This is a genomic window from Micromonospora sp. II (assembly GCF_001709195.1).
GTDB lineage: Bacteria > Actinomycetota > Actinomycetes > Mycobacteriales > Micromonosporaceae > Micromonospora > Micromonospora chalcea.
In genome coordinates, this window is sequence record NZ_LYXF01000003.1 from 98,225 (window position 1) to 116,671 (window position 18,447).

Genomic DNA, 18,447 nt, shown 5'->3' on the forward strand with positions numbered 1-18,447 from the left:
GGCCCGATTCCCCCAGCTCAACCCCAACGAACCGGAATCTCCGACGGAGGCTCACCCTCACCGGCCCAGAAGACAGTGCCCGAAGCATCCACCACCACCACGCGCGGCGTACGCGCCAACCCCCACTCGATCGCGCTCGCCGGGTCGTCCCAGGTCGAGCCCTCCTCCAGCACGCCGGTCTCGGCGTCCTCGGCGCCGCCGGAGGACCGCTCCCAGTACGCCGTCCAAACCTGCTGTCCGGCCGAGAGGTCGGGGTGCACGAACACGGTGCCCCGGCCCCGCCAGGCGGCCAGCCGGTCCGGCACCACCGGCACCGGGTGCTCGCCGGTCACCGCCTCGATGTCGGCCACGTCGAAGGCGTGCGGCAGCAGCTCGGCCATCCGCAGCGGCCCGCCCTTCGACTCGACCAGGCACTCCGGCCCGCCCTGCTCCCACAGCAACTGCCGGCACCTGCCGCACGGCATCAGCGGCTCGCCGGTGGCGTCGACGCAGGACAGCGCCACGATCCGGCCCCCGCCGGTCGCGTGCAGCTGCGACACCACGCCGCACTCGGCGCAGAGCGTCACGCCGTATCCGGCGTTCTCCACGTTGCAGCCGACCACGACGCGGCCGTCGTCGACGAACGCGGCGGCGCCCACCGGGAACTTCGAGTACGGCACGTAGGCGTGCCGCATGACCTCGGTGGCGGCGGCCCGCAGCCGCTCCCAGTCGATCTCCATCACGACTCCCATTCTGCCCAATTTGCGCCGATCGGTCGCGGCGCGGCCGGAGACGACGATGCCCGGCGGGTCGCCCCGCCGGGCACGGTGTCGCGGCGGGCGGTCAGCCCTTGATGTACGGCTTGCCGTCGGCGGCCGGCGCCCGGACCTTGCCGACCAGCCCGGCCACGGCCAGGATCGTCGCCAGGTACGGCAGCATCGCCAGGAACTGGCTCGGGATGCTGCTGCCGATCGCGCCCAGGTAGGTGGCGAGCTGGTCGGCGAAGCCGAAGAAGAGCGCCGCGAGCAGCGCGCCGGTCGGGCTCCACCGGCCGAAGATCAGCGCGGCCAGGGCGATGAAGCCCTTACCGCCGATCATGTTCTTGGTGAACGAGTAGAGCGCCAGCGTGTACGAGGCGCCGCCGACACCGGCCACCAGACCGGCCAGGATCACGTTGCGGTAGCGCAGCCGCAGCACCTTCACGCCCAGCGTGTCGGCGGCGGTCGGGTGCTCGCCGACCGAGCGGGTCCGCAGGCCCCACCGGGTACGGAACAGCGCCAGGTGGATGACCAGCACCAGCAGCAGGCCGAGGTAGAGGAAGATGTTGCCCCGGAACAGCGCCGGACCGATCAGCGGGATGTCGGACAGCAGCGGGATCTCCCAGTTGCCGAACCGGGGCGCGCTGTTGTACTTCGCCGCGTCGGTCTGCATCAGCCGCTCGTAGAGGAAGCCGGTGATGCCGACCGCGAGCAGGTTGAGCACGATGCCCATGACCACCTGGTCGACCAGGTAGCGGATGGAGAACACGGCCAGCAGGAACGAGATGAACGCGCCGCCGATGGCGGCGGCCACCAGGCCGACCCAGACGCTGCCGGACATGCTGCCGAACAGCGCGCCGGAGAACGCGCCCATCAGGAGCTGACCCTCGATCGCCACGTTCACCACGCCGGAGCGCTCGCAGAGCACACCGGCGAGCGCGCCGAAGATCAGCGGCAGGGCCAGGATGAACGTGCCGCGCACGACGTTGACCAGCGGCATGAAGTTGCGGCCCTCGGGCGCGGCGGAGACCTGCCAGCACAGGAAGCTCAGCACGAAGGCGACCAGCCCGGCGCCGAGCAGCAGCGCGAACCAGCGCTTCGGCACACCGGCCAGCAGCGCGCCTCCGGCCGCGGCGGTGATCAGCCCGAACAGGATCGCGCCGACCGTACCGTTGATCTCCAGGGCGGCGCCGCCCTCGGTCTCGCTGAGCGTGAACCGGGCGTGCTGGTCGGTCGCGAGCGCGCCGAACAGCACCGCCGCGAGCACGCCGAGCGCCAGCAGGACCACGCCGATCTTCCGGTTACGGGTCCAGAAACCCTCGTCGACCGCGGTAACGGCGACCTCGGGGACAGCGGTGGTGGACATGCTCACCAGCCCTTCGCGAGGCTCGTCTGCAACCGGGCGGCGCGGGCCGCCCGGAGCTGGAAGATCGTCTTCACCAGGGCAGGCGCGGCGATGAAGATGACGATGAGCGCCTGGAGCACGGTGACCAGTTCCAGCGAGATGCCGGAGTACGACTGCATCCGGTTGCCACCGGCCTGGAGCGCGCCGAACAGCAGCGCGGCCAGCAGCACGCCCCACGGCTTCACGCGCCCGAGCAGCGCGACCAGGATGCCGTCGAAGCCGATCTGCGCGATCACCAGCGGGGTCAGCGCGGTAGCGGTGGTGCCGAGCACCATGGTCGAGCCGCCGAGACCGGCCAGCATGCCCGCGAGCACCATCACCAGCACGTACGTCTTGGTCACGCTGATGCCGGCGGTGCGGGCCGCGTCCGGGTTCGCGCCCACCGCCCGCAGCTCGAAGCCGAGCGTGGAGCGGTTGAGCAGCCAGGCGATGAACCAGGTGGCCGCCACCGCGAGCAGGATGCCGGCGTGCACCCGCAGGTCGTCGCCGAGCAGGCGGGGCAGCTGCGCGGTGGAGTCGACCGGCTTGCTGATCGCGTCCGACCGGTTCGGGTTCTGCACCCCGTTCTGGACGATGATCCAGGACAGGAAGTAGACCGCCACGTAGTTGAGCATGATCGTGTTGATCACCTCGTGCGCGCCGGCCCGGGCCTTGAGGATGCCGGGGATGAAGCCCCAGAGCGCGCCGCCGAGCGCGCCCGCGATCAGCGCCACCAGCAGGTGCACGACGGGCGGCAGCGGCAGCGCGAAGCCGGCCACGGCGGCCAGGATGACGGCGATCGTCGCCTGGCCCTGGGCGCCGATGTTGAACAGGCCGCCGCGGAAGGCCAGCGCCACCGACAGGCCGGTGAAGACGAGCGGCGCGGCGTAGGTGAGCGTCTCCGAGATCGGGCTCATGACGGCGGTGAAGCCGACCGCGTCCGGGTCGAAGATCGCGCCCTTGAACAGGTTCGCGTACGCCTCGCTGACCACAGTCCAGCTGGCGTTCAGCGCGTCCGTGGGGCGAGCCGTGATGTAGCTGTAGGTGGCCAGCACCTCCGGGTCGGACACGATGATCAGCACCGCGCCGACCACCATGGCCAGCAGCACCGCGAGCACCGTCACGGTGACCGTGTTGGCGGCCCAGAGGTTGTCCAGGAACATCCGGCCCATGCCGGGACGGGACTCCCCGGCCGGGTCCGGCCTCTTCGCGGTCGCGGTCGCGGGCACCGTCTGCTCGGTGTCACCGGCCGGCTGCGTCGGCGTCGCCCGGGCCTCGCTCAGCGACTCCTGCGCCTCGGTCGCCGGTTCCTTGTCCGGCGAGCCCGAGACGGGGTTCGGGTTGGTCATGCCTCGTCCTCGTTGCCAGGGCCGCCCTCGGTCGCGGTGGCGGCGTCCGGGGTGGCGGCGTCCGGGGTGATGCCGGCCATCAGCAGGCCGATCTCCTCGCGCGGGGTGTCCGGGCCGACGATGCCGATGATCCGGCCGCGGTACATGACCGCGATCCGGTCGGCCAGGCCGATCACCTCGTCCAGTTCGCTGGAGACCACCATCACCGCGGTGCCGATGTCCCGCTCGCGGATGACCCGGCTGTGGATGAACTCGATCGAGCCGACGTCCACGCCCCGGGTGGGCTGGGCGGCGATGAAGAGCTTCAGCGGCCGGGACAGCTCCCGGGCCACGATCACCTTCTGCTGGTTGCCGCCGGAGAGCGTGCCGACCGCGGCGTCGGCCGAGGAGGTACGGACGTCGAACTGCTCGATCCGCTCCCGGGCCGATTTCGCGATGGCCTCGGGCTTCAGCGACAGGCCCTTGCCGAAGGGCGGCCGGTCGTAGATGTCCAGCACCAGGTTCTCCGCCACGGAGAACTCCTTGACCAGGCCGTCCACGCTGCGGTCCTCCGGCACGTAGCCGACGCCGGCGTGGAGCACCTTCTTGGTCGACCAGCCGTGCGTCGGCTCGCCGTCCAGGCTGATCGTGCCGGCGAGCGTCGGGCGCAGGCCCATGATCGCCTCGATCAGCTCGGTCTGGCCGTTGCCCTGCACGCCCGCGACACCGAGCACCTCACCGGCGTGCACGGTGAGGTCGACGCCGTCGACCGCGCGTACCTGCCGGTCGTCGTCCACGACCAGGCCGGAGACCTCCAGGACCGGCTTGCCCGGGGTGGCCGGCTTCTTGTCCACGGTCAGCCGGACGCTGCGGCCCACCATCAGCGCGGCCAGTTCGTCCCGGCTGGCGCTCGGCTCGGCGGTGCCGACCGTCTTCCCGCGCCGGATCACGGTGATCCGGTCGGCGATGGCCTTCACCTCGCCCAGCTTGTGGGTGATGAACACGATCGACTTGCCGGCGGCCTTGAGCGACCGCATGACCGCGAGCAGCTCCTCGGTCTCCTGCGGGGTGAGCACGGCGGTCGGCTCGTCGAGGATCAGCAGGTCGACGTCGCGGGTGAGGGCCTTGACGATCTCCACCCGCTGCTGGATGCCGACCGGCAGGTCCTCGATCACCGCGTCCGGGTCGACCCGCAGGTTGTACCGCTCGGACACCTCGGCGACCTCGCGGCGGGCGCGTCGCCGGTCGAGGATGCCGGCGAACGGCCCCCGGACCTGCTCGGCGCCGAGCATCACGTTCTCCGCCACGGTGAAGACCGGCACCAGCATGAAGTGCTGGTGCACCATGCCGATCCCGGCGGCGATCGCGTCCGACGGGCCCTTCAGCTTCAGCGGCTTGCCGTCGACCAGGATCTCGCCCTCGTCCGGCTGGTAGAGGCCGTAGAGCACGTTCATCAGGGTCGACTTGCCGGCGCCGTTCTCGCCGAGCAGAGCGTGGATCTCTCCAGGCTCCACCGTCAGGTCGATGTGGTCGTTGGCGACCAGATCACCGAACCGTTTGGTGATGCCGCGCAGTTCGAGTCTCAGCGCAACCTCCTGGAGTGCGAGCGATGGTGCAGCGTAGCGACCTGCCGCGCCGCCACCACGCCGGGTGGGGATGTCGGGGGGAGTCAAGCTGATCGGCCGCCCCGGCGCTCGGGGTACCTTCCCCGTTGCGCCGGGACGGCCGGATCGTCAAACCTGGTGCCCGCCGGCCCCCGCTGCCGATGATCGCATCGCGGCGGCCGGCGGAACCGTCACTTGGTCGGCTGGGCCTTCGAGGTGACGGTGATGGTGCCCGCGGCGATGTCCGCCTTGATCTTGTCGACCTCGGCCTTCAGGTCCGCCGGGACCTTGCTGTCGAAGTCGTGGTACGGGGCGATCGAGACGCCGTTGTTGGCGAGCGTGCCCACGAAGCCCGGCGTGGCCTGGAGCTTCTCGCCACTGGCGGCCTTCAGCGCGGCCTCCTTGACGGCGTCCGGGATGTTCTTGACGACGGTGGTCAGGATCGCCGAGCAGTCCGGGGTGCTCTCGCAGCCGTCGATGTCCACCCAGACGACCGAGTACTTGCCGCCCGAGGCCTTGGCCGCGGAGGTGGTGCCGAGACCGGCGCCACCGGCGACCGGCATCACGATGTCGGCGCCCTGCGCGACGAGCGCGTCGGAGACCTTCTTGCCCTCGTCCTGCTTCTCGAACGAGTTGGCGAAGGAGCCCTTCTGGGTGGCCTTGTCCCAGCCCAGCACCTGGACGTTCTTGCTCTTGGCCTTGTTGAAGTACGCCACGCCGTCGGCGAAGCCGTCCATGAAGATGGTGACCGGCGGGATCGGCAGGCCGCCGTAGGTGCCGACCTTGCCGGACTTGCTCATCCCGGCGGCCAGGTAGCCGGCCTGGAACCCGGCCTGCGCGGTGTCGAACTGCATCGGGTAGACGTTCGACACACCCGGGTTGGCGTCGACGATCGCGAACTGCTGGTTCGGGTTCTTCTCAGCCGCCGCCTTGGTGGCGTCCGACATCAGGCCACCGACGGCCAGGATGAAGTCGCACTTCTGGTTGACGAACCCGGTCAGGTTGACCTCGTAGTCCGCCTCGGCCTTCGACTGGACGTACTTGATGTCGATCTTGTCGTTCTCCTTCTTCGCCTCCTGCAGGCCCTTCCAGGCCGAGGCGTTGAAGGACTTGTCGTCGACGCCGCCGACGTCGGTCACCATGCAGGCGCTGAACTTCTTGCCGCCGTCGCCGCCGGCGTTGTTGTCGTCGTCCGGAGCCTCACCACACGCGGCAGCGCCCAGCACGAGTCCACCCGCCGCAATGACGGAGGCAATCCGCATCCCACGCACAGAGCGCAAGACGTCTCCTTCCCCTTGCACACCGCGTTGTGCGCGGTGCGCAGCCCTTGCGCCGGCCTGCGATGTGCGGCCGGCGTCCCACGTTACGGACGGGAGCGTACGCCCGCGCCCACCCACCGGCCGACAATCGTGCACGACTGTTGAGCGTCCGTTACCCCGGTGTAACCCTTGGGTGGGGCAGGTCACTTATCCGGCCGGTGGGCGTGCGCGATGGTGTCGCGAACGTCCGTTTCCCGCAGCTTCCCCGACTGGCGGCGAACTAACGCCAGAACACCGCGACGGCAGCGTTGACCAGCGTCAACCCGACGATCGCGAGGAAGTGGCCGCGGTTGACGGTCTCCCGCTTACGGGAGAAGAAGACCATGACGAAGATGAGCAGCGCGAGCACCAACTTGGTAACAAGTTTCGCCGGGGCCGGCTCGTCCCCGTCCCGCAGCGGGGCGGACAGCCCGATGCCGGTGAGGATCTGGATGATCGCGCCCCAGAGCATGGCCGCGTTGATGCGCAGCTTGCCGGAGACGTACTGGGCGATCGCGCCGCCGAGCAGCAGCGCGAAACCGATCAGATGGACGTAGAGAAGAATCAGTCGAAGAGCTTCCACGCGGCCCATCCTCCCCCATCAACGACGCTTTGTAGTAATGACCCGGCCGACCTGCCGTCATACCGTGACCCCTCCCCCGCGATCTTGCAGTTACCGCCCCGGCATACGGTGCGAAAGCCGCACGGCACGGGCCGAAACCGCAAGATCGACGGGGCGGGGCGTGGGGTCAGCGGAGGCGCCAGACCTGGAACGTGGGGCCCTCGGCGGGGAGGGTCACCTTGTTGTCGGCGTCGGGGTGGAGAGCTGGGGCGTTGCCGTAGACGTTCTCTGCGGCGCCCACGCCGGCCAGGCGGACCGGGGTGCCGGGGGCACGTCTCGCCAGCACCAGCACCGTCGACGTGGGCGCCTCGCGCAGGAAGACGAGCGTGTCCGCGTCCGCGTACACCCAGCGCAGGCCGCCGTGCCGCAGCGCCGGCTCGTCGCGGCGCAGCGTCAGCAACGACCGGTACGCCTCGAACGTGCGCCGGTCCCAGCTCTGGCGCCGGTGCCACGGCATCGGCGTACGCGAGCCCTCCCCGTTGGTGCCGGTCAGGCCCAGCTCGTCCCCGGCGAAGACCACAGGCGTGCCGGGCATGGTGGCGAGCAGTCCGGCCGCCACCTCCTGCCGGGCCGCGTCGCCGACGACGGTGCGGATCCGGGCCGAGTCGTGCGAGCCGAGCAGCTGCCACGAGTGCGTGTACGAGCGCCACGACACCAGCGACCGGTACGTGTTCATGGTGGCGAGCACCGCGCCCGCGTCGCGCCGCCGTACCCCGCCCGGGGTGCCGAGGAAGTTCGGCACCGGGTCGTCGCCGTGCCGCAGCCAGGACCAGACCGGGTCGGTGAAGCCGACGTAGTTCATCGTCCCGTGCCAGCCGTCGCGGTCCAGGTCACCGGTGTGGTCGTGGCCGTGCTCGGCCAGCAGCAGCCCGTCCGGCCGGGTTTCGGCCACCACCTCGCGCAGCAGCCGCGCCACCTCGTGGGTGTACGCGTCAGCGCCCCGCCGCCCGGTCATGTTCGCCACGTCGACCCGCCAGCCGTCCAGCCCGTACGGCGGGCGCAGCCAGCGGCGCAGCAGCGAGTCCTCGGCGGTGGCGAACCGGCGGCGCAGTTCGGCGCTGCCCCAGTTCAGCTTCGGCAGCGACTTCACCCCGTTCCACGACTCGTAGTCCGAGCCGGGCAGGTCGAAGTAGTACAGCTCGCGTTCCGGCGCGTTGACGTCGGAGACGGCGGCGGTGAACCAGTCGTGGGCGTCGCCGGTGTGGTTGCTGGTGATGTCGCCGAGCAGCCGCCAGCCCCGGGCGTGCACCGCGTCGGCGAGCCGGGCCAGCGCCGCGTCGCCGCCGAGCAGCGGGTCGACGGTGTCGAAGCTCGACGCGTCGTACCTGTGGTTGGAGCGCGCCGGGAACACCGGCGTCAGGTAGACGGTGTTGACGCCGAGCCGGTCCAGGTGGTCCAGGTGTTCGGTGACGCCGTCGAGGTCGCCGCCGTAGAACTGGCGGGGCGTCTCCGGGCCGCGGCCGACGACCGGGGTGTCCCAGTCACACGGGATGGCCCAGTCCGGCACGGTCCGGCCGTCGGCGGCGGCCGAGCGGGCGAACCGGTCCGGGAAGATCTGGTAGATCACCGCGTCCCGGGCCCAGGCCGGCGGCGGGGCGTAGCTGACCAGCTTGAAGTCGCCGTTGTCCGGCACGTCGTGCCCGGCCAGGCCGGCGGCGTTGAGCCAGCGGGCGCCGCGTTCGCCGTCGAGCAGGAAGCGGTAGTTGCTGACCGGGTTGCGGACCTCGACATCGGCCCGCCACCACACGTCGCCGTCGTCGGTGCGGTCGACCCGCGCCTCGGCGAAGCGCGGCTCGCCGTCGCCGGTGGTGCGCACGTGCACCTGGGAGACGCCGGATCCGGCCGGCACCCGGACGAAGACGGGGACGGTCTGCCCGAGCGCGGGCTCCTGCTCCGGGACGTAGGTGGCGGAGCCGTCGTGGTGCGGCTGAAGGGACATGGTGCTGCCTTTCGCGTCGTACCGACAGGGAGAGGGGCGGGCACCCGCCGCGGTCGGTTTCACCCGACCGCGGCGGTCCGCCCGAGAACCGCTCCGGTGTACGCCGACACGACGCCCTTGCCGCAGCGTGAGCCGAGGAGGCTCAGCCCTTTACCGCTCCGGAGGTGAGTCCGGAGACGATGTAGCGCTGGAGCAGTTGGAACACCAGCACCGTCGGGATCGCGGTGAGCAGGGTGCCCGCCGCGAACATCCCGAAGTTGTTGTTGCGCTCGCCGGCCACCAGGCCGTACATGCCGACCGCGAGCGTCTTCGCCTCGGGTTCGGTGAGGAACACGTTGGCGATGATGAACTCGTTGATCGATCCGATGAAGGCGAGCAGGCCGGTCACCGCGAGGATCGGCGCCACCAGCGGCAGCATGATCCGGAAGAAGACCTGCACGTGCGACGCGCCGTCCATGGTCGCCGACTCGTCCAGCTCCTTCGGCAGCGTGTCGAAGAAGCCCTTCATCAGCCAGGTGTTCGCGCCGAGCGCGCCACCCATGTAGAGCAGGAACAGGCCCCACGGGGTGTTGAACCCGATCGCCGGGTAGAGGTCGGTGAGCGTGGTGAAGATCAGGAAGATCGCCACGATCGCCAGGAACTGCGGGAACATCTGGATCAGCAGCAGCGCGAGCAGGCCGACCCGGCGCCCGGCGAAGCGCATCCGGGAGAACGCGTACGCCGCGAGCGACGACAGGAAGATCGACGCGAAGCTGGCCACGCCCGCCAGCAGCAGCGAGTTGAGGAACCAGTGGCCGAACGCGGTCCGGTCGAACAGGTTCGTGAAGTTCTCCAGCGACGCGCCGGTCGGCAGCAGCTCGGTGGAGGAGAGCGTGCCGAGCGGGTTGAGCGCCGCCGAGATCACGAACAGGATCGGGAAGAGGCTGAACGCCACCGCCAGCACGCCCACCACGTGCCGCCAGCCGACCTGCGCGAACCAGCGTCCACGCGAGCGGCGGGCCGGCGTGCGGGTGGCCGTGGGCTTCCGCGCGATTGTGGTCACGAGTACACCTCCTCCTGCTTACGGGTCCGCCGGAAGCTGATCGCCGACACCGTCGCCACGATCGCGAAGATGAAGATCGAGACGGTGGCGGCCAGGCCGAACTCGGCGCCCTGCGCTCCGAACGCGAGCCGGTACGTGTAGGTGATCAGCAGGTCGGTGGCGCCGTTCGTCGGGTTGTCCGGCGCGAACGGGCCGCCCTCGGTGGTGAACAGGATCGCGTTGACGTTGTTGAAGTTGTACGCGAACGACGCGATCAGCAGCGGCGAGAGCGCCACCAGCAGCAGCGGCAGGGTGACCGACCGGAACGACTGCCAGGGCGACGCGCCGTCGACCGAGGTCGCCTCGGTCAGCTCCCGCGGAATGGCCTGCAACGCGCCGGTGGCCACCAGGAACATGTACGGGTAGCCGAGCCAGAGCTGCACCAGCAGCACCGCGATCCGGGCCGACCAGTTGCCGCCGAACCAGTCGACGTCCAGCCCGAACAGGTTGTTGAGCAGGCCGAAGTCGGTGTTGAACATGTCCCGCCAGATCAGCAGCATCGCGAACGACGGCATGGCGTACGGCAGGATCAGCAGCACCCGGTAGAAGTTGGTACCCCGCATCCGGGGTGAGTGCAGCGCGAGCGCGATGGCCATGCCGAGCAGGAACGTCAGGCCGGTGGAGCCGATCGCGAACGCGAAGTTCCAGGCCAGCGTGCCGAAGAACGGGCCGGAGATGTTCGGGTCGGTGAGCACGGTGCTGAAGTTCTTCAGCCCGACGTCGACCTTCCAGCCCTGGGCGAGACGCTCGCCGTCGGCGGCGACGAAGGAGCCGGACTCCTCGTCGGCGGTCCACGTCTTGCCCGTCTCGCTGTCCTTGACGCAGTCGCAGCCGGCGTCGTACGCCCGGATCGCCTTGCCCTCGTAGGCCCGGGTGAGGCCGTTGGAGCGGATGGCGCCCTCGTCGGTGGGCACGATGAGCGCGGTGACGGCGTCGCTGCGGCTGCTGGCCTGCCCGATGTTCAGCAGGGTGTAGCCGTCCGCGGCGGTGATCTTGCCGCTGAGGCTGCTCACCTCGACGTCGGCGGCGTCCAGCTTGCGCAGCCCGTCCGCGTCGCCGGCGAAGACGTCCTTGGTCTTCGGGTCGCTGAGCAGGAAGACCAGGGGGCCGCTCGCCGGGTCGCCCTTCGTGGCGATGGTGAGGTTGTACTCGGTCGAGCCGGGGACCTGCTTCACCGAGGAGGTCTGCACGGCGACGATCGCGTCGTCCTTGCTGCCGCGGTGGCCGTCGCCGAAGTTCGTGAACGCGGTGCTCGCGGTGTAGAGCACCGGGAAGACCTGGAAGGCGATCAGGAAGAGCGTGCCGGGGACCAGGTACTTGGCCGGAATGTGCCGGCGGCTCAGGTAGAGGTAGAACAGGCCGGCGGTGGTGGCCACCAGGATGCCCAGCCCGATCCAGTGTTCGGCCTCGATGAGCGGGAAGGCCGCCCAGATCGCGATCCCGGCCACCAGGCCGAGCAGGACCACCTTGACGACGAGGCCGGTCGCGGTGATCGGCGCGTGTTGCCGCGCGGTACGGGACGTGCGCGGGAGCCCGGGGCGTGCGGGCTCCCGGCCCGGGGCCTGCGGTGCAGACCCCGGGCCGGACAGCGGCGCGCTCATTACTTGATCTGACCCTGGATGGTCTTGCCGGCGGCCGTGATCGTCTTGGCCGGGTCGGCGCCGCCGATGATGGCGGCCTCCGCCTTGCCGAACGGGTCCCAGATCGCGGCCATGGCCGGGATCGCCGGGAGCACCTGGCCGTTCTTGCCGGCCTCGGAGAACTTGGCCAGGTCCGGGTCCTCGCCCTTGACCTGGTCGAAGGCGGCGGTCAGCGCCGGCGGGCGCGGCTCGGCCTTGTACAGCGCGACGGCCAGCTCGGGCTTGGTCACGTAGTTGGTGACGAACTCCTGGGCCAGGGCCTTGTTCTTGCCCTTGGCGGCCACGTAGAACGCCTGGACGCCGACGAACGGCTGGGCCTCCTGGCCACCGGCGAAGCCGGGGACCGGGGAGATGTCGTAGGAGATGTTGGCCTTCTTGGCGTCGGCCACTGCCCACGGGCCGGAGACCAGGAACGCGCACTTCTTGCCGGTGAAGGTGGCGATGGAGTTCTCGCCGGTGATGGAGCGCTTCAGCGCACCCTCGCCCTTCTCACCCAGCTTGGCGATCTTCTGGAAGGCAGCGATCGACTCCGGCTTGCCCACGCCCAGGTCCTTCGGGTCGTAGTCGCCGTTCGCCGTGGTGCCGAACAGGTAGCCGCCGCCGGAGGTGTAGAGCGGGTAGATGTGGTAGGCGTCGCCGTTCTGGCCGGACTGCAGGCACAGGATCTCGCTGGCCTTCTTCTCGGCCTTGAGCTTCTTGCCGGTGGCGACCAGGTCCTCGATCGTCTTCGGCGCCTCGGGGGCCAGCTCGGTGTTGCGGATCAGCGCGACGTTCTCGGTGGCGTAGGGCACGCCGTAGAGCTGGCCGTTGAACGTGACGGCCTTGATCGCGGTCTCGTTGAAGCCGCTCTTCTGCTCGGCCGGGAGCTGCACCGGGTCGATGGCGCCGTTCTGGACCAGGTTGCCGATCCAGTCGTGCGCGCCGACCACGACGTCCGGGCCGCTGCCCTGCTGCGAGGCGGTGACGAAGTTGGTCTGCAGGTCCTTGGAGACGGCCTGGACCTCGACGGTCACGCCGTTCTCCTTGCCGAACTCCTCGGCGAACGGCTTGAGGGCGGCCGTGCGCTTGTCGTCGGCCCAGATGACCAGCTTGCCGCCGGTCGCCTTGGCGGACTCGCCGGCGGCCGGCTTGTCGTCGCTGCCGCTGTCACCACAGCCGGAGGCGGCGAGCGCCAGGYCGAGGACGGCGACCACACCCGCGGTACGGATGCGCATCGGTACTCCTGTCGTCATGGCGGCCCGCCGGGGGAAGGGCGGCCCGCCAGTGGAAACCTCTGAAATTTCTTGCTGACCGGCACAGGGGTGCTGCGCCGCTGCTCTCGCATGTTGCGGGGACGTTAGCAAGAGGTTGCAGAGAATGGAAGGGCTTGCAGAAGTGTACGCAAGACTTTGCCGTTGGGCTAAAGTGCCGCACATGCGCGCTCGACTGTCCGACATCGCCCAACAGGCCGAAGTCAGCGAGGCCACGGTGTCGCGGGTGCTCAACGACCGCCCCGGCGTGGCCCCCGAGACCCGGCAGGCCGTCCTCACCGCCCTCGATGTGCTCGGGTACGAACGTCCGGCCCGGTTGCGCAAGCGCAGCGCCGGGCTGGTCGGCCTGGTCGTGCCGGAGCTGGACAATCCGATCTTCCCGGCGTTCGCCCAGATCATCGAGTCCGCGCTCGCCCCCACCGGCTACACACCGGTGCTCTGCACGCAGACCCCAGGCGGCGTCCGCGAGGACGAGTACGTGGAGATGCTGCTGGACCGGCAGGTCTCCGGCATCGTCTTCGTCTCCGGCCTGCACGCCGACACCGCCGCGGACCACGACCGCTACCGCACGCTGCTGGCCCGGCCGCTGCCGATCGTCATGATCAACGGGTACGCGCCGGGCATCCCCGCGCCGTTCGTCTCCTGCGACGACCGGGAGTCCGCCGAACTGGCGGTCGCCCACCTGGTCGCGCTCGGGCACCGCCGGATCGGCCTGATCACCGGCCCGGACCGGTTCGTGCCGGTGCAGCGCAAGGTCGCCGGCTACAAGGCCGCGATGGGGCGCCTCACCGACATCACCTCCGACGAGCTGACCGAGCTGACCGAGCTGTCGCTGTTCGGCGTCGAGGGCGGCGAGGCCGCCGCCGGCCGGCTCATCGAACGCGGCGTGACCGGACTGGTCTGCGGCTCGGACCTGATGGCGCTCGGCGCGATCCGGGCCGCCCGCCAGCGCGGCCTGTCGGTGCCCGACGACGTCTCCGTGGTCGGGTACGACGACTCCCCGCTGATGGCGTTCACCGACCCGCCGCTGACCACAGTGCGCCAGCCGGTGGCCGCCATGGCGGTGGCGGCGGTGCGGGCCCTGGTCGACGAGATCAACGGCCACCCCTCCCCGAACTCCGAGTACCTGTTCCGGCCCGAGCTGGTGGTACGCGGCTCGACCGCGGTGACCCGCCCCGCCGACCCCCCGAAGCGCCAGCGCCCCGCCAGCCCGTCCTCCCCCTCCCTCCCCATCCCCGCCTGACGCCCCGCACTCCCCTCCCCCTCCCTCCCGCCCGACTCAGGGCGCGGCGATCATGAAGTTGGCGGGGACAAAGCGGGCAGAGACTGCCGTCAACCTCATGATCGACCGGATCGGCGGCAGTGGGGGTGGGTGGGCGTCCCGGGATGCGGGAGACGGGGGCAGGGTCGGCGCGGGTGATGGCTGTCATTTCTTGCGCAAGGAATGCTTGACTCTTGCAGGGCTGTGGCGGCATTCTGCTCTGACACCCTGCGCCACCACAGAACGGGAATCGACAGCGATGACCTCCGCCACCACCCCCACGCCACGGACCGCCGACGACGACTGGTGGCGGTCCGCGGTCGTCTACCAGGTGTACGTCCGCAGCTTCGCCGACGCGAACGCCGACGGGGTCGGTGACCTCCAGGGCATCCGGCAGCGCCTTCCCTACCTGCGCGACCTCGGCGTGGACGCGCTCTGGCTGACGCCGTTCTACACCTCGCCGCAGGTCGACGCCGGCTACGACGTGGCCGACTACCGCGACGTCGACCCGCTGTTCGGCAACCTGACCGACTTCGACGAGATGATCACCGACGCGCACGCGCTCGGCCTGCGGATCATCGTCGACATGGTCCCCAACCACACCTCCAGCGCGCACCCGTGGTTCGCCGCCGCGCTCGCCGCCGGCCCCGGTTCGCCGGAGCGTGAGCGCTACCTGTTCGCCGACGGCAAGGGCGAGCAGGGCGAGCTGCCCCCGAACGACTGGGAGAGCATCTTCGGCGGCCCGGCCTGGACGCGCGTGGTCGACGGCCAGTGGTACCTGCACCTGTTCGACCCGGCCCAGCCCGACCTGAACTGGCGCCACCCCGAGGTACGGGCCGAGTTCGAGGACGTCCTGCGCTTCTGGCTGGACCGGGGCGTGGACGGCTTCCGGATCGACGTGGCCCACGGAATGATCAAGGCCGAGGGTCTGCCGGACGTCGGCTTCAACTCGATGACCACCGGCCGGCGCCAGTCCGAGCTGCTGGGCAAGGGCCGGCTGCCGTACTTCGACCAGGACGAGGTGCACGACATCTACCGCGCCTGGCGGCCGATCCTGGACAGCTACCCGGGCGGCCGGATGGCGGTGGCCGAGGCGTGGGCCGAGACCCCGCAGCGGCTGGCCCGCTACATCGGCCCGGACGAGCTGCACCAGGCGTTCAGCTTCGACTTCCTCGACGCCACCTGGTCGGCCGACTCGTTCCGCAAGGTGATCGACACGGCGCTGGCCGAGTCCACGATCGTGGGCGCGCCGACCACCTGGGTGCTGTCCAACCACGACCGGCAGCGGCACGTCACCCGGTACGGCGACGGCGAGGTCGGCCTGCGCCGCGCCCGCGCCGCCGCGCTGCTGATGTTCGCGCTGCCCGGCTGCGCGTACGTCTACCAGGGCGAGGAACTGGGCCTGCCGGAGGTGCTGGACCTCCCCGACGAGCTGCGCCAGGACCCGGCGTTCCGGCGTACCGGGGAGAGCCGCGACGGCTGCCGGGTGCCGATCCCGTGGGGCGGCGACCTGCCCCCGTACGGCTTCGGGCCCGACGGCAGCGAGCTGAGCTGGCTGCCGGCGCCGGCGACCTGGCGGGAGCTGTCGGTGGCCGCCCAGGCCGGTGCGCCCGGCTCGACGCTGGAGCTGTACCGGACCGCGCTGCGGATCCGGCACGAGCACACGGCGCTCGCCGGGGTCGGCGGCATCACCTGGCTGGAGACCGAGCCCGGCGTACTCGCGTTCCGCCGCGCCGCCGCGGACGTCGAGCTGACCTGTGTGGTCAACATCAGCGGCGCCGACGTGACGGTGAGCGGCCACGGCCGCCCGCTCGTCGCGAGCGCCGACCTCACCGAGCGGGGCGACGGGCACGTCCTGCCGGTGGACGCGGCTGCGTGGTTCGAACGGCGCTGAGCCGGGTAACCCGCCAACGACCTGGCCGTCCGTTGTGCTCCGCGCCGACGGGCGGCTGGGCTGCCGACCCCTTGTGGTGGGGGGTGAGGTGGTCCCGGCCCCTCGGGAGTCCGCTCCCGGGGGGCCGGTGTCCATCCCGGCAGCCCGGGGTACCACCAGGGGATGACCGCACGCGTGGCGCAGTACACCCTCGATGTCAGCGACCTGGACCGGATGGCCCGGTTCTGGTCCGCCGCCCTCGGCTACACCGTCTCGCAGGGCGACGACGGCAACGCGAAGCTCTACCCGCCGCCCGGCCGGCCCGGCCCGACCGTCTGGTTGCAGGGCAGCGGCACCCCGAAGCGCGGCAAGAACCGGCTCCACCTGGACCTGGTCGCCGACGAGGGGCAGACGGCGGAGGTCGAGCGACTGATCGGGCTCGGCGCCCGGCGCGCCGACGTCGGGCAGACCGGCGCGGAGGGCTTCGTGGTGCTCGTCGACCCGGAGGACAACGAGTTCTGCGTGCTCGACGGGCCGCCGCGCTGAGCGTCCTCAGCCGCCCTTGGCGGTGAGCAGCGCGGCGATCCGGGCGAACCCGGCCCGGATCTCCTCCCGGTCGGGCGCCTTCGCCGGCTCGGGCTCCGGCTCGCGCTCGGCGGCCCGTTCCAGCTCCTCGTCGATGACGTCCTCGAAGTCGCCGTACAGGTCAGCCTGGTCGATCTCGGCCGCCTCGTCCTCGGCGGCGATCTGCGCGGCGGCGATCTCACCCCGGATCTCCTCCGGCGTGAGCGCGGGCAGCAGCGGCTCCACCACCGCCATCAACTGCTCCTCGGCCACCACCGCCTCGGCCAGCGCCAGCGCGTGCGCCCGCTCGTACGGGCCGCAGACCACCGGCTCCCACTCGTCGTCTGCGCCGAGCGGGCCGAACGTGATGATCCACGGCAGGCCGAGCATCGGCGAGTCGTCCGGCAGGTCGAGTGTCACGAGTGCGCCCACCGGCCCATCATCGTCGGACGGGATCCGCCCGGGGAACGCATCGGCTCGACTCTCCCCGCTCAGGGGACCACGCTCAGCCACGCGTGCCGGCGTCCAGCGCCGCGCGGACCAGGGCGACCGCCCGCTCCGGCGGGACGCCCAGGCGGCGCGCCTCGGCGGCGTACCCGGCGGCGGCCTGCTGCAACCGGTCGACGGCGTCGTCCCGCCCCGGCGCGACCACCGTGCCGTGCCGGCCGCGCGTCTGGACCAGCCCGGCGGCCTCCAGCTCCCGGTAGGCCCGCGCCACCGTGTTCACCGCCAGCCCCAGGTCCGCCGCGAGCTGCCGGACCGCGGGCAGCCGGGTCCCCACCGGCAGCCGCCCGTCGCCGATCCGCGCCGCGAACTGCGCGCGCACCTGCTCGTACGGCGGCACCGCCGACGCCGCGTCGATCCGGATCCGCGCGCTCATCCCGCCCCTCCCGGCGTTCCCGGTTCGGTTTCCTCGTCGAGCACGTCCGCCTCCACGTCCACCTCCCGGGCGCCGCCCTCGGCCAGGTCCACCACCCGGCCGTACGGGCTGGTAGCGGCGAGCGCCGCGCCGAAGAGCACCAACTGGTTGAGCAGGTAGAGGTAGAGCAGCAGGCCCACGGCGGTGGCGACCACCGTGTACGCCGGGTTCCGCTCGGTGCGTACCACGTAGTAGCGCCCCACCGTGTTGAGCAGGGTGATGCCGATCGCGACGGCGAGCACCGCCGGTCGCAGCCGGCGCCGGCTCATCCGCAGCCGGGGCACTGCGAGCAGCAGCGCGGCGGCCAGCACGGCGTTGACGAGCACGCTCAGCACCGCGCTGACCGTGGTCAGGCCCACCGAGCCGGTGCTGCGCAGCAGGAAACGCAGCAGCGACTCCAGCGCGTCCACGGCGGCGACCGAGACGAACAGCAGCACGAAGACCGCGACCAGCACGCCCAGGTCGACCAGCCGCCGCATCACCAGGTTGCCGGGCTGCTGGTTGAAGCCGTACATCAGCCGCTGCGAGGAACGGATCGCCTCCACCCAGCCGATGCCGGTGAACACCAGGATGACCAGGCCGACCACGCCGACGGTGTTGCTGCTCTCGGCGATCTGCGCCGGGTCGAGAAAGGGCAGGTTCTCTTCGAGGAAGTGGGCGGCCGCGCGGCTGACCTCCTCGTTGTCGCGCAGCACCGCGCCGAACACCCAGTACGCGACGAGCGCGAGCGCGAACACGGCGAAGAAGCCGTAGTACGCGATGGCGGCGGCGAGCCGCCCGGCGAGCAGGTCGGCGTAGAGCGTCCCGGCCCGCCACACGTGGTCGAAGACCGACGACCGGCCCCGGGCCGCGTCGATGCGGCGCCCGACCGCCGCCTCGATCCGGCCGAAGACGTTCACCCCGTCATCCTCGCTGATCTCCGCCCGTGGCGGAGGAGCCCCGGCCGG

Annotated in this window: 16 protein-coding genes; 3 read left to right on the plus strand and 13 right to left on the minus strand. The window is 71.0% G+C overall.

The features are described 5' to 3' along the window. Positions 1-17: 17 nt before the first annotated feature. The 10 genes from A8711_RS00495 to A8711_RS00540 form a co-directional block, all read right to left on the minus strand. A complete protein-coding gene (locus tag A8711_RS00495) occupies positions 18-719 on the minus strand; it encodes a cytidine deaminase (protein ID WP_069087224.1) in 702 nt (233 codons plus the stop codon). Between the two features lie 103 nt (positions 720-822). Next, entirely contained in the window at positions 823-2,103 is a 1,281-nt protein-coding gene (locus A8711_RS00500; protein WP_043326769.1) for an ABC transporter permease, read from the minus strand. A 2-nt stretch (positions 2,104-2,105) separates the two neighbouring features. Next, positions 2,106-3,293, minus strand: coding sequence for an ABC transporter permease (locus A8711_RS00505; protein WP_369830096.1), 1,188 nt, complete (start codon positions 3,291-3,293; stop codon positions 2,106-2,108). A gap of 173 nt (positions 3,294-3,466) precedes the next feature. Further along, the gene (locus A8711_RS00510) at positions 3,467-5,122 is read right to left on the minus strand and encodes an ABC transporter ATP-binding protein (protein WP_069087179.1); all 1,656 of its coding nucleotides are present in this window, start codon (positions 5,120-5,122) and stop codon (positions 3,467-3,469) included. A gap of 122 nt (positions 5,123-5,244) precedes the next feature. Next, positions 5,245-6,315 carry a BMP family protein gene (locus tag A8711_RS00515; RefSeq protein WP_043326775.1) on the minus strand — a complete coding sequence of 357 codons (1,071 nt, stop codon included), beginning with the start codon at positions 6,313-6,315 and terminating at the stop codon, positions 5,245-5,247. 277 nt (positions 6,316-6,592) lie between these two features. Next, the gene (locus A8711_RS00520; RefSeq protein ID WP_043330653.1) at positions 6,593-6,934 is read right to left on the minus strand and encodes a hypothetical protein; all 342 of its coding nucleotides are present in this window, start codon (positions 6,932-6,934) and stop codon (positions 6,593-6,595) included. A gap of 166 nt (positions 6,935-7,100) precedes the next feature. Continuing rightward, positions 7,101-8,912: a glycoside hydrolase family 13 protein gene (locus A8711_RS00525; RefSeq protein ID WP_069087180.1), complete on the minus strand. Its 1,812-nt coding sequence runs from the start codon at positions 8,910-8,912 to the stop codon at positions 7,101-7,103. A 142-nt stretch (positions 8,913-9,054) separates the two neighbouring features. Further along, positions 9,055-9,954, minus strand: a complete 900-nt coding sequence (locus A8711_RS00530) for a sugar ABC transporter permease (protein WP_043326779.1) — start codon at positions 9,952-9,954, stop codon at positions 9,055-9,057. Further along, positions 9,951-11,594, minus strand: a complete 1,644-nt coding sequence (locus A8711_RS00535; RefSeq protein ID WP_043326781.1) for an ABC transporter permease subunit — start codon at positions 11,592-11,594, stop codon at positions 9,951-9,953. Before A8711_RS00535 ends, A8711_RS00530 begins: the two co-directional genes overlap by 4 nt. Further along, on the minus strand, positions 11,594-12,847 hold the full coding sequence (locus A8711_RS00540; RefSeq protein ID WP_069087181.1) for a maltose ABC transporter substrate-binding protein: 1,254 nt from the start codon (positions 12,845-12,847) through the stop codon (positions 11,594-11,596). Before A8711_RS00540 ends, A8711_RS00535 begins: the two co-directional genes overlap by 1 nt. Before the next feature lie 199 nt (positions 12,848-13,046). Between A8711_RS00540 and A8711_RS00545 the strand changes: the two genes are divergently transcribed. From A8711_RS00545 to A8711_RS00555, 3 genes are all read left to right on the plus strand, one after another. Further along, positions 13,047-14,126 carry a LacI family DNA-binding transcriptional regulator gene (locus A8711_RS00545; RefSeq protein ID WP_043326785.1) on the plus strand — a complete coding sequence of 360 codons (1,080 nt, stop codon included), beginning with the start codon at positions 13,047-13,049 and terminating at the stop codon, positions 14,124-14,126. Positions 14,127-14,403: 277 nt separating this feature from the next. Further along, a complete protein-coding gene (locus A8711_RS00550) occupies positions 14,404-16,038 on the plus strand; it encodes a glycoside hydrolase family 13 protein (protein ID WP_069087182.1) in 1,635 nt (544 codons plus the stop codon). 162 nt (positions 16,039-16,200) lie between these two features. Then, complete coding sequence (locus A8711_RS00555) at positions 16,201-16,563, plus strand: VOC family protein (RefSeq protein WP_043326789.1); 363 nt, start codon at positions 16,201-16,203, stop codon at positions 16,561-16,563. Between the two features lie 6 nt (positions 16,564-16,569). On the opposite strand, the gene A8711_RS00560 is transcribed toward A8711_RS00555, so the two are convergent. The 3 genes from A8711_RS00560 to A8711_RS00570 all read right to left on the minus strand — a co-directional run bounded on the left by A8711_RS00560 (position 16,570) and on the right by A8711_RS00570 (position 18,399). Continuing rightward, on the minus strand, positions 16,570-17,013 hold the full coding sequence (locus A8711_RS00560; RefSeq protein WP_043326791.1) for a hypothetical protein: 444 nt from the start codon (positions 17,011-17,013) through the stop codon (positions 16,570-16,572). A 73-nt stretch (positions 17,014-17,086) separates the two neighbouring features. Continuing rightward, on the minus strand, positions 17,087-17,461 hold the full coding sequence (locus tag A8711_RS00565; RefSeq protein ID WP_043326793.1) for a GntR family transcriptional regulator: 375 nt from the start codon (positions 17,459-17,461) through the stop codon (positions 17,087-17,089). Beyond that, the gene (locus A8711_RS00570) at positions 17,458-18,399 is read right to left on the minus strand and encodes a YhjD/YihY/BrkB family envelope integrity protein (RefSeq protein ID WP_043326794.1); all 942 of its coding nucleotides are present in this window, start codon (positions 18,397-18,399) and stop codon (positions 17,458-17,460) included. The genes A8711_RS00565 and A8711_RS00570 overlap by 4 nt, the downstream gene beginning before the upstream one ends. Positions 18,400-18,447 lie beyond the last annotated feature (48 nt).

Bases quoted from the DNA above. Each gene is read 5' to 3' on its own strand.
- A8711_RS00535 (WP_043326781.1), bottom strand. From the start codon at position 11,594: ATGAGCGCGCCGCTGTCCGGCCCGGGGTCTGCACCGCAGGCCCCGGGC.
- A8711_RS00525 (WP_069087180.1), bottom strand. From the start codon at position 8,912: ATGTCCCTTCAGCCGCACCACGACGGCTCCGCCACCTACGTCCCGGAG.
- A8711_RS00555 (WP_043326789.1), top strand. From the start codon at position 16,201: ATGACCGCACGCGTGGCGCAGTACACCCTCGATGTCAGCGACCTGGAC.
- A8711_RS00515 (WP_043326775.1), bottom strand. From the start codon at position 6,315: ATGCGGATTGCCTCCGTCATTGCGGCGGGTGGACTCGTGCTGGGCGCT.
- A8711_RS00500 (WP_043326769.1), bottom strand. From the start codon at position 2,103: ATGTCCACCACCGCTGTCCCCGAGGTCGCCGTTACCGCGGTCGACGAG.
- A8711_RS00550 (WP_069087182.1), top strand. From the start codon at position 14,404: ATGACCTCCGCCACCACCCCCACGCCACGGACCGCCGACGACGACTGG.
- A8711_RS00565 (WP_043326793.1), bottom strand. From the start codon at position 17,461: ATGAGCGCGCGGATCCGGATCGACGCGGCGTCGGCGGTGCCGCCGTAC.
- A8711_RS00495 (WP_069087224.1), bottom strand. From the start codon at position 719: ATGGAGATCGACTGGGAGCGGCTGCGGGCCGCCGCCACCGAGGTCATG.
- A8711_RS00545 (WP_043326785.1), top strand. From the start codon at position 13,047: ATGCGCGCTCGACTGTCCGACATCGCCCAACAGGCCGAAGTCAGCGAG.
- A8711_RS00505 (WP_369830096.1), bottom strand. From the start codon at position 3,293: ATGGGCCGGATGTTCCTGGACAACCTCTGGGCCGCCAACACGGTCACC.